Raw genomic sequence first — 11,377 nt, 5'->3', positions numbered from 1 at the left:
TCACCCGTTCGCCACTAATCACCGGTGCAAGCACCGGGTCATCGTTCGACTTGCATGTGTTAAGCACGCCGCCAGCGTTCATCCTGAGCCAGGATCAAACTCTCCGTTGAAGTAAAACAGACACAACACGCGCCCCCGGGAAAACGGGATGCACGCACTGCACAAAATTTGAAACCAGCTGTAAAAACCAGACCACACCACGGGGTGGCGCAATCCAGTCAATTCAACCAATCCATATACAATAAATTGGTATCAACAAACTTGGCACACTATTGAGTTCTCAAACAACAGACACACCCGGCACCACCACAACCACATTTCGGTCGAGGATCGCTCCGGAGCAACTTTTCAAACTTACCCGGCCGCTTCACCCTAGTCAAATCGGCGATCCAAACTCAGTCTTGCCATAGGCTTCTGGGTCTTGGTGGCCGTTCAACTCCGGGGAGCAGCGCGGAAGTAAACTCTACCACCACTTGGCTCTGCTGACAAAGCGACCTGAAAGACGGTGCAGAAAAGCCCGGAATCACGGGGATTCCGGGCCTCTCACAGGAGCTCCTCATCGCCGCCCGCCCGGAAGATTGTCCGGGCGGTGCGCCCTAACCCGAGTGCGCCTAACCCAGCGGCTTGAAGTACGCCGCCCCGAGCGGAGGCAAGGTCACGACCAGCGCGGCCGGCTGTCCGTCGAGGCCGTCCTTCGTAGCAGTCAGGGTTCCGGTGTTCTCCACCCCGGAACCGCCATAGCTGGCGGCGTCGGTGTTGAGCACTTCCTGCCATTCGCCGGCCGCCGGGACGCCCAGGATGTAGTCCGTGTGCGGGCCGCCGGAGAAGTTCACGGCGCAGACCAGCGGGTTGCCGTCCGCATCGCGGCGGATGAACGTCAGCACGTTCCGGTCCGAGTCTCCCCCGTTGATCCACTGGAAGCCCTCGGGCTGGTTGTCCTGCTGGTACAGGGCCGGCGTGGAACGGTACAGCTCGTTGAGGTCCTTGGTCAGCAGCTGCATGCCGTTGTGTGCCGGGATGTCGGCGAGATACCAGTCCAGGCCGTACTGCTCCGACCACTCCGCTTCCTGGCCGAATTCGGTGCCCATGAAGATCAGCTGCTTGCCCGGGTGGGCCCACTGATAGCCCAGGAACGCGCGCAGGTTGGCCAACTGCTGCCACCGGTCCCCTGGCATTTTGCGCAGCATGGAGCCCTTGCCGTGCACCACTTCGTCATGGCTGATCGGCAGGAGGAAGTTTTCCGAGAAGGCATAGACCATCGAGAAAGTGATGGTGCCGTGGTGCCACCTGCGGTTGTACGGGTCCTCGGCCATGTACTGGAGCGAGTCATGCATCCAGCCCATGTTCCATTTGAGGCCGAAGCCCAGGCCGCCGCCGCTCGTGGGTGCGGTGACACCGGGGAATGCGGTGGATTCCTCGGCGATCATGACGGCACCAGGGTGGGTCTTGTAGACCGTGGCGTTGACCTCCTGGAGGAAGGAGATCGCCTCAAGGTTTTCGCGGCCGCCAAAGCGGTTGGGCTGCCATTGCCCCTCTTCGCGCGAGTAGTCGAGGTACAGCATGGAGGCGACGGCATCCACGCGCAGCCCGTCGATGTGGAACTCTTCGAGCCAGTACAGCGCGTTGGCCACCAGGAAGTTGCGCACCTCCGTGCGGCCGAAATCGAAGATCAGCGTTCCCCAGTCCGGGTGTTCGCCGAGGTTCGGATCGGCGTGCTCGTACAGGGGTTCGCCGTCGAACCGGGCCAGGGCCCACTCGTCCTTGGGGAAGTGTGCCGGAACCCAGTCAAGGAGGACGCCGATGCCGGCCTGGTGGAGTTCATCGACGAGGTGCCGGAATTCGTCCGGGTGCCCAAAGCGCGAGGTCGGCGCGAAGTAGGAGGTGACCTGGTACCCCCAGGAGCCGCCGAAGGGGTGCTCGGCCACAGGCATGAATTCCACGTGGGTGAAGCCGAGCCATTTGACGTACTCCACGAGTTCCTTGGCAAGTTCGCGGTAGCCCAGCCCCATTCGCCACGAGCCAAGGTGGACCTCGTAGACGCTCATGGGCGAGTTGTGGGGATCGCGCTCGGTGCGGGCCTGCATCCACTCGGCATCCTTGAAGACGTAGGAGGGCTCCACCACGCGGGAAGCCGTCAGGGGCGGGATTTCGGTCCCGAAGGCCAGCGGGTCCGCTTTCTCCACCCAGTATCCGTGCCGGGTCCTGATTTCAAACTTGTAGCACGCCCCTGCTACAACGCCTGGGATGAAGAGCTCCCAGACGCCGCTGGAACCCAGCGAGCGCATGGAGTGTTCCCGGCCGTCCCAGCCGTTGAAGTCACCCTTGACGCGCACTGCCTGGGCGTTCGGGGCCCAGACGGCGAAGGACACGCCGTCGACGTCGCCCAGCGAGGACTTGTAGTGCTGGACATGCGCGCCGAGAACATCCCACAGGCGCTCGTGCCGGCCCTCACCGATCAGGTGCAGGTCCACTTCGCCGATGGTCGGCAGGTAGCGATAGGGATCGTCCATGACCTGCGGTTCGTGGTCCTTGTACGTCACCTCGAGGCGGTAGTCCGGCACGTGGCCGCGCTCGATCGGTTGCATCACTGCCACCCACACGCCGTCCGCTTCGTGCGTCATGGGCACCGTGTCTGCCGAGGTCACGACGGAGACGGCTTCCGCAAGGTGCTTCACGGTCCGGATCGTGACGTGGCCGTGGTCATCAAGGTGGGCACCAAGGACCGAGTGGGGCGCATGGTGTTCGCCGGTCGCGACCCTCGCCAAGGTCTCAACGTCCACGGGCAGTGGTGCGCCGGGCCGATCGATACGTGCTGATCCTGTCATTTTTATACCTTCCGATGCGGTTTCGGCGGCGACGCCGGAACCTGTACTGCCGAGGAGACGACGCGATGCATTCACCGGAATGGGGAGCCAGTCCGGCCTGTTCCTTAGTTCGTAGATGACTTCATAGAGGGCTTTGTCGAGCCACAGCGCCACAAAGAGCGGCGAGTCGCGGTCGATGCTGCCTGGGATTACTTCGGCGTAGCCGGCCAGGAAGGCCTCAGCGCAGTCGTCCACCCAGGTCCCCGGCACCACGGCACCGGGATTTTCGCGGACCGCGGCACCGGCGGCGTAGTCGAAGGACCGCAGCATGCCCACGACGTCGCGAAGTGGGACGTCGGGGAAGCTGCGTTCGGAGATGGGGCGCAGAGGTTCGCCCTCGAAGTCGAGGATGGCCCAGCGCGGCGCCCCGGGCTCGCCCGGGACGGTACTGCCCGGGACCTGCAGGATCTGCCCGAGGTGGAGGTCGCCGTGGATACGCTGGAGCGGCCCGGCGCTGGCGCCTTCGAGCCGGCCGAGGAGACCGTCCAGCGCTTCTTCGTACGGCCCGACGGCGTTGGACGCCTGAGCCCAGGACTGGCGGACGCGCTGGGCTACTCCCGGAGCGATGTCCTGCCCCGGCGCAGATTCGGCGGCTGTGCCTAGTGCCTCGGCGAGCCTCCTGTGCACGGTGGCCGTCGCCGCGCCCAGAGCGTGGGCTTCGGCAGCGAACCCGATCCCCCGGCTGGCCGCATCCACGGCGAGCCGCCAGGCATCGAGTCCGCCGGCGAGGAATTCGTGCGCCACAGCGAGCTCGCCGCGGGCAGGACGGGCGGCTTCGGACGGCTCCGCCCCGAGTGCAGCGGCCGGAGTCTCCCACTCGCCGGTTACCCAGCCAAGGGTTGCCGGGACCTCCTCGGTGCGCCCTGCCGTCAGCGCCGCACCGATTTCAACCTCGGGGTTCTGGCCTTCGGACAGCACGCGGAAGAACTTCACAATGGCGACTGTGCCGCCGTCGTCGTCGTCGACTATTACCGAACTGTTCGACTGCTCGCCGGCGAGCACCTTTACGTTGCCCGTTGCGAACGGCAGGCGGTAGCCGGAGTCCACCAGGTGGCCGGTGGCGTTCCCCGACGGGGTACTCCCGCCATGGCGCATGAGCTCCAGCCAGGCGGCGACGAAGGAGGCGTCATGGACGCCGTCGTAGACCCACCGGTGGGCGGCATCCGTGCGCGTGCCAGGAAGTTCGCCGATCAGCGCGCGCTCTGCACCCGGCAGGGGCTCTGGCCGGAAACTCAGCGGCACTTGGACGATGTCGGTCCGGCTGCCACCGGGTGTGGGGTAGGACACCGCAACCAGCAACACCTCAAATTCTGCCCCGCCGGGGGTACCCTCGCCCGTGGCGGTCTCAAGGCGCAGGCCGCCCGCAGGCTCGAAGGTGAACTCGGCAGTCTTGACGGGGAACCATCGCTGGCGCGGCAGCCAGGCGCCGAGCAGTCCGCTCAAGGCCGGGGCAAGGTTCGGTCGAGTCATTTTTCAACCCTCGATGGACAGGATAGGCATCGCCTGCGTGAACGGGGATGCCGGGTTGGAGGCGGCGGAACGGATCCGCAACCAGAAGAAATCGTGGCTGCCCAAGGTCAGCGTCAGCGCTCCGTCCTCGCCGATGGCCGGGAACGCCTGGCCGCCGAAGACGTCCCGGAGGCCCCTGCCGGCGAAGCTGGGCACGCGCAGCGTGGTCGCCACAGGGTGTTGGGAGAGGTTGAAGGCACAAAGGATGGTCTCGGCGTCCGCGCCTGCAGCGTTGCCTTCCGGGAGTTCACGCAGGTAAGCGAGGACGACGTCGTGGTCAGCCTCCACGTGCTTGAATGCGCCGAGTCCGAAGGCGGGGTGGTTCTTGCGGACGCTCAGGATCTGCCGGGTCCAGCGCAGCAGTGACCCCGAATGGGCGGCCTCGGCTTCCACGTTCGCCATGCTGTAGTTGTAGACCAGCGACTGGATCACTGGCAGGTACAGCTTGCCGGGGTCCGCACCGGAGAACCCGGCGTTTCGGTCGGGGTTCCATTGCATCGGGGTGCGGACGGCGTCGCGGTCCTCGAGCCAGATGTTGTCCCCCATCCCGATCTCGTCCCCGTAGTACAGGAACGGGCTGCCCGGCAGGGACAGCAGCAGGGCGTTGATGAGCTCGATTTCGGAGCGGGAGTTGTCCAGCAGCGGGGCCAGCCGGCGTCGGATGCCGATGTTGGCGCGCATGCGCGGATCCGGCGCGTACCAGCCGAGCATCGCGGCGCGCTCGTCGGAGGTGACCATTTCCAGCGTCAGTTCGTCGTGGTTGCGCAGGAACGTGCCCCACTGGGCGCCTTCGGGGATGTCAGGGGTGTCCTTCATCGTCTCGATGATGGGGGCCGCCTTCTGGTCACGCAGCGCGTAGTAGAGGCGCGGCATGATCGGGAAGTGGAACGCCATGTGGCACTCCGGTTCCTCTTCGGTGCCGAAGTACTCCACCACCTCGGCGGGCGGCTGGTTGGCCTCGGCAATGATTACCCGGCCCGGGTAGCTTTCATCGACCATCCGGCGCAGCTGGCGCAGGAATTCGTGGGTTTGGGGCAGGTTCTCGCAGTTGGTGCCTTCCTCCTCGAACAGGTACGGAATGGCGTCGGCCCGGAAGCCGTCGATGCCCTGGTCCAGCCAGAACCGCACGACGTCGAAGAGCGCGTCAATGACTTTGGGGTTCTCGAAGTTGAGGTCGGGCTGGTGGCTGAAGAACCGGTGCCAGAAGAACTGCCGGCGGATGGGGTCGAAGGTCCAGTTGGATTCCTCCGTGTCCACGAAGATGATGCGGGCGTCTTCATACTTCTCGTCCGTATCGCTCCAGACGTAGAAGTCGCCAAAGGGACCGTCGGGGTCCTTGCGCGACTCCTGGAACCAGGGGTGCTGGTCGGAGGTGTGGTTCAGCGGAAGGTCGATGATCACCCGGACGCCGCGGGCGTGCGCCTCCGCCACTAGCCGCTTGAAGTCGCTGATGGTGCCGAACTCGTCCAACACGGAGTTGTAGTCCGAGATGTCGTAGCCGCCGTCGCGCAGCGGTGACTGGAAGAACGGCGGGAGCCAGAGGCAGTCCACGCCCAGCCACTGCAGGTAGTCCAGTTTGTCGATCAGGCCGTGGAAATCGCCCGAGCCGTCTCCGTTTCCGTCGGCGAAGCCCCGGACGAGCACCTCGTAGAAGACCGCCTTGCGGTACCAGAGGGGATCATGCTGGAGCCCTGGAGCGTTCAGTTCAAAGCTCCCCCTCGGGCTGAAGTGCTGGCTGGGGTTCTGCGGGCTGAAACTCACTGGCACTACCTCCGGATGCTAAGAACGTGAACGGGCTCGACGTGCGGGTCCAGGCGGACGTAGTTGTATTCCCCCCATTCCCAACTCTCGCCGGTCAGCAGGTCATCAACCATGAAACGGCCGTTGTGCGTGAAGTTCTCCGGATCCAGTTCCAGCGCTGGCAGGTCCAGGGATACGGTGCTCTCCCGGGTGCTGTGCGGGTCCACGTTGACGACGATGATCAGGGTGTCCTTGGTCCCGTCAGGGAGGGTCTTGTGCTTGGAGTACACCACGGTGGAGCTGTCCGAGCTCTGGTGCACCGTCAGGTTCTGCAGATCTCCCAGGGCCGGGTGCGCGTGGCGGATCGCGTTGAGCCGGGTCAGGTACGGGGCCAGGGTGCGCCCGGATTCGGCCGCCGCGTCCCAGTCGCGGGACTTGTACTCAAACTTCTCGTTGTCGATGTACTCCTCGGCGCCGGGACGTGCCACGTGTTCGTAGAGCTCAAAGCCGGCGTACACGCCCCAGATGGGGCTTGCCGTCGCGGCCAGGGCGGCACGGATCTTGAAGGCCGCCGGGCCGCCGAACTGCAGGTATTCGGTGAGGATGTCCGGGGTGTTGACGAAGAAGTTCGGCCGGAAGTAGGCCGCCGATTCGTGGCTGACCTCCTGGAAGTACTTCTCCAGTTCTTCCTTGGTGTTCCGCCAGGTGAAATACGTGTAGGACTGCTGGAAGCCTGCCCGGCCAAGAGCGTGCATCATGGCCGGGCGGGTGAATGCCTCGGCCAGGAAGACGACGTCGGGGTGCTTCTTATTGACCTTTCCAATCAGCCATTCCCAGAACCACACGGGTTTGGTGTGCGGATTGTCCACCCGGAAAACCTTGACGCCGTGGCTGACCCAGAGCATGACGATCCGGAGAATTTCGTTGGACAGCCCGGCGGGGTCGTTGTCGAAATTCAGCGGGAAAATGTCCTGGTATTTCTTCGGCGGATTCTCTGCGTAGGCAATAGTCCCATCGACGCGCGTGGTGAACCATTCCGGATGGCTTTGCACCCACGGGTGGTCCGGCGCAGCTTGCAGCGCCAGGTCCAAGGCCACTTCCAGTCCCAGTTCGCCGGCCCGCGCCACAAAGGCGTCGAAGTCCTCGAAGGTGCCCAGATCCGGGTGGATGGCGTCGTGGCCGCCCTCATGGGACCCGATGGCCCACGGCGAACCGGGATCATGCGGCCCGGCGATCAGGGTGTTGTTCGGTCCCTTGCGGTGCTGGACACCGATCGGGTGGATCGGCGGCATGTAGATGATGTCAAAACCCATGGCGGCGACGGCGTCGAGGCGCTGCGCGGCGGTGCGGAAGTTACCGGAGGTCCATTCCCCCGTTTCGTGGTTGCGCACGGCACCTTCGGAACGCGGAAAGAATTCGTACCAGGCGCCGGACCCGGCAAGCGTTCGCTCCACCAGCAGCGGGTAGGGCTCGGAAACCGTCACAAATTCACGGATGGGCTGGCGTTCGACGACGGCAGCCACGTCGGCGCCGAAGCCGGCGGCGAGGCGCTCCTCGGGTGTCCGGGAAGTATCGGAGAGGACGACGACGGCCATCCGCAGCGTCCGGCGGTCACCGGAGGGGCGCGAGGCGTCCTCGGAGGCCTCCGCCAGCAGTGCGGCACCTTCGGCCAGCATGAGCTCGACGTCGATGCCGGCCTCCACCTTGACCTCGGCGTTGTGGTGCCAGGTGCCGTAGCGGTCGTGCCAGGTCTCGATGACGAAGGACCAGTTGCCGGTGGCGGGCGGGGTCAGGAGGCCTTCCCAGCGGTCCGTGCCCATTCCGCGCGGTCCGCGCGGCGGGGCGAGGCGGACCCGCTGCCGCTCTTTGCCGCGGGGGTCGAGCAGGACGGCGCTGACGCCGAGCTGGTCGTGTCCCTCCCGGAACGCGGTGGCTCCCACGACAATGGTTTGGCCCTCGACGGCTTTGGCGGGGAACTTTCCGCCGTCCACCGAAGGCTGCACGGCGGTGATCGGAAAGCGGCCAAATCGAAGGCCATCCGTGATCAGGGCCTTGGGCTTTTGCTTGGACACGGCGCTGGTTCGCGAGTTATTCGTCACAGCCTCGACGTTATCTACAAAACGGCCAGAATGCTAAGCCCTCGAACGTTTTCCGGAGGTTTCCGGTTCTGGTCGGACCGATATTCGTCATTTACAGGAAAGAATCTTAAAGCGGTTCCGGGGCAACGACTTGTCCGTTAGTGTTTCGCAGGTGAAGGCAATCCGCAGATTTACTGTCCGAACCGTTCTCCCGGAGTCGATCCGGCCGCTGGCCCGGCTCGCCACCAATCTCCGGTGGTCTTGGCATCGGCCCACCCGGGAGCTTTTTGAGGGGCTCAATCCCGGGATCTGGGCGGAGAGCGCCCACGACCCGGTGACTTTTCTCGGCCTGGTAAGCCGGGAAGAGCTGCAGCGCCTCGCTGCGGACCAGGACGTTGTGCAGCGTGTTCATGCCGCAGCCGACGACCTCGACCAGTACCTGGAACAGCCGCGCTGGTACCAGAGCCTGGGCGACGGCGCACCGGCGTGCATCGCCTACTTCTCGCCCGAATTCGGCATCACCGAGGTCCTGCCGCAGTACTCTGGCGGCCTTGGCATCCTGGCCGGAGACCACCTGAAAGCGGCCTCGGATCTTGGCGTGCCGCTGATCGGCGTCGGCCTCCTGTACCAGGCCGGCTACTTCAAGCAGTCGCTGTCCCGGGACGCCTGGCAGCAGGAAACTTACCCGGTCCTCGACCCGGACGGGCTCCCCCTGACGCTCCTGCGCGAGGCCGCCCCGGACGGCAACGGCAAACCGATCCAGATTTCCCTTCCCCTCCCCAACGGCCGGCGCCTGCTGGCGCACGTGTGGCGGGCCGACGTCGGACGCGTTCCGCTGCTGCTGCTGGATTCCAACGTTCCGGGCAATGACGAATCCGCCCGCGGCATCACCGACCGCCTGTACGGCGGCGGCGGTGACCACCGGCTGCAGCAGGAACTCCTGCTGGGCATGGGCGGGGTCAAGGCGCTGCGCGAGTTCCAGCGGCTCACGGGCGTCCCCGCGCCGGAGGTCTTCCACACCAACGAAGGCCACGCCGGGTTCCTCGGCGTCGAGCGGATCCAGGAATTGATGTCCGGCCCGGAGCCGCTCAGCTGGGAGGAAGCCCTGGCCGCCGGGCGGGCGTCCACGGTGTTCACCACCCACACGCCGGTCCCGGCGGGCATCGACCGTTTCGAGATCTCCCAGATCCAGCACTTCTTCGAAGCCGGACTCGCCCCGGACGTCCCGGTCGCAAAGATCCTGGATCTGGGCCGTGAGGACTTCGCCGACGGCAACCCGTTCGTGTTCAACATGGCCGTCATGGGACTGCGGCTGGCCCAGCGGGCCAACGGTGTGGCCAAACTGCACGGCGTAGTCTCCCGCGGAATGTTCTCCGCCCTCTGGCCGGGCTTCGACCACTCCGAAATCCCCATCACGTCCGTCACTAACGGCGTGCACGTCCCCACCTGGGTGGACCCCCGGATCTCCGCGTTGGCGCGGGACCAGTTCGGCACCGAAGCGGAGGCGCAGGGCCGTTGGGACCTGGCCTACAACGTCACCGACGAGGATCTCTGGGCATTGCGGCGCGAGATGCGGGTCTCGTTGGTGGATGATGTACGCCGCCGGCTCCGGGCCGCCTGGAAGAAGCGCGGCGCGGCCGACGCCGAGCTGGCGTGGACGGACTCCGTCCTGGACCCGGACGTCCTGACCATTGGCTTTGCCCGCCGCGTGCCGACCTACAAGCGGCTGACCCTGATGCTGCGCGACCCCGAACGGCTCAAGGCGCTGCTGCTGCACAAGACGCACCCAATCCAGCTGGTCATCGCCGGGAAGTCGCATCCGGCCGACGACGCCGGCAAGAAGATGATCCAGGACCTCGTCCGGTTCACCGACGATCCCGCTGTGCGGCACCGGATCGCGTTCCTGCCCAACTACGACATCGCCATGGCCCGGACGCTGTTCCCCGGCTGTGATGTGTGGCTGAACAACCCGCTGCGCCCCCTGGAGGCTTGTGGAACGTCCGGCATGAAGGCTGCCCTGAACGGTTCGCTGAACCTCTCGGTCATGGACGGCTGGTGGGACGAGATGTACGACGGCGAGAACGGCTGGGCGATCCCGACCGCCAACAACGACGCTTCCCCGGAAGAACGTGACGACATCGAGGCGGCGGCACTGTACGAGCTGCTCGAGACGCAGGTGGCACCGCGGTTCTACGGGCTGACCGTGTCCGACGCGGCCGGAGCCGCGGGACCGTCCCAGCCCGGCCCGCAGAAGGTTCCCACCCACTGGGTCTCCATGATCAAGCACACCATGTCCCACCTTGGCCCGGCGGTTTCCGCGGAACGGATGCTCCGGGACTACGTCAACGTGCTGTACCGGCCCGCCGCGATCGCAGGACGCCGCGCGGTGGCCGATAGCTACGCCCAGGCCAAGGCGCTGGCGGCGTGGACCTCTCGGATCCGGGCCGCCTGGCCGCAGATCCAGGTGGAACACGTCGACTCGGTGGGGGTCTCCGAGGACCCGCAGATCGGCGACCTGCTGCAGGTCAATGCGTACGTGGCCCTGCGTGAGCTCTCCCCGGACGACGTCTATGTTGAAGTGGCCTACGGCCGGGCCGAGGACACGGACGAGCTGACGGACATCACGGTCGCGGAGCTGAAGGCCGCCGAAGACCTCGGCAAGGGCCGGCACCTCTTCAGCGGCACGCTGGTGATCGACCGTTCGGGGTCCTTCGGCTACACCGTGCGCGTGCTCCCCAAGAATGAGGCGCTGGCGTCCAAAGCGGAACTTGGCCTGATCGTCAACGCCTGATCGTCAGCGCCTGATCGTCAAGGCCTGATGTCGGCTAGAGGCAGACGGCGATGACGTCCAGGCTCTTGCCGGCGTAGCCTTCGGCGTCCTGCAGCGTTTCGCAGATGACGGCGAAGGAGCGGTCCGCTCGGAGGGCGGCAGGCACCTGCCAGATAAAGGTGACGGGGGCCTCGCCGTCGTCCGTCACGGCATCCGCGACGTCGTGCAGCGAATCGTGCAGGGCATCCAGGTCCGTGCCATAGTCGTCCGGGACGTCCAGGAGCTCGCCGAACGTGTCCAGGACCGCCTGCTTGGTATCGGCGGCCGGGACCACCAGGGCGCGGCGGCCGGCGTCGTCGATTTGCGCCGTGAGTTCTTCGATGGTCCAGGTCTCAGCCGAGTAAATCTTCATGGGG

The 11,377-nt window shown here is 65.6% G+C and carries 5 protein-coding genes and 1 rRNA gene; 1 reads left to right on the top strand and 5 read right to left on the bottom strand.

Annotated features, from left to right (window positions below; translation table 11 throughout):
• From LQV16_RS04740 to LQV16_RS04725, 4 genes are all read right to left on the bottom strand, one after another.
• A 16S ribosomal RNA gene (locus tag LQV16_RS04740) occupies window positions 1–110 on the bottom strand; the annotation flags it as partial.
• Window positions 111–611: 501 nt separating this feature from the next.
• Entirely contained in the window at window positions 612–4,334 is a 3,723-nt protein-coding gene (locus LQV16_RS04735; protein ID WP_229992774.1) for a 1,4-alpha-glucan branching enzyme, read from the bottom strand.
• Between the two features lie 3 nt (window positions 4,335–4,337).
• Window positions 4,338–6,134 carry a maltose alpha-D-glucosyltransferase gene (gene treS, locus LQV16_RS04730; protein ID WP_229992773.1) on the bottom strand — a complete coding sequence of 599 codons (1,797 nt, stop codon included), beginning with the start codon at window positions 6,132–6,134 and terminating at the stop codon, window positions 4,338–4,340.
• A gap of 5 nt (window positions 6,135–6,139) precedes the next feature.
• Entirely contained in the window at window positions 6,140–8,212 is a 2,073-nt protein-coding gene (locus LQV16_RS04725; protein ID WP_229992772.1) for an alpha-1,4-glucan--maltose-1-phosphate maltosyltransferase, read from the bottom strand.
• 151 nt (window positions 8,213–8,363) lie between these two features.
• Here LQV16_RS04725 and glgP point away from each other — a divergent pair, with 151 nt between their 5' ends.
• The gene (gene glgP / locus LQV16_RS04720) at window positions 8,364–10,982 is read left to right on the top strand and encodes an alpha-glucan family phosphorylase (protein WP_229992771.1); all 2,619 of its coding nucleotides are present in this window, start codon (window positions 8,364–8,366) and stop codon (window positions 10,980–10,982) included.
• A gap of 34 nt (window positions 10,983–11,016) precedes the next feature.
• Here the strand turns inward: glgP and LQV16_RS04715 are convergent, their stop codons facing one another.
• Window positions 11,017–11,373, bottom strand: coding sequence for a barstar family protein (locus tag LQV16_RS04715; RefSeq protein WP_229992770.1), 357 nt, complete (start codon window positions 11,371–11,373; stop codon window positions 11,017–11,019).
• Window positions 11,374–11,377 lie beyond the last annotated feature (4 nt).

This window comes from Arthrobacter sp. Bi26 (assembly GCF_918697925.1).
In the GTDB taxonomy this organism is placed as follows: Bacteria; Actinomycetota; Actinomycetes; order Actinomycetales; family Micrococcaceae; genus Arthrobacter.
Note: the sequence above shows the minus strand (reverse complement) of the source record. Positions and strands in the feature narration are given on the sequence as shown.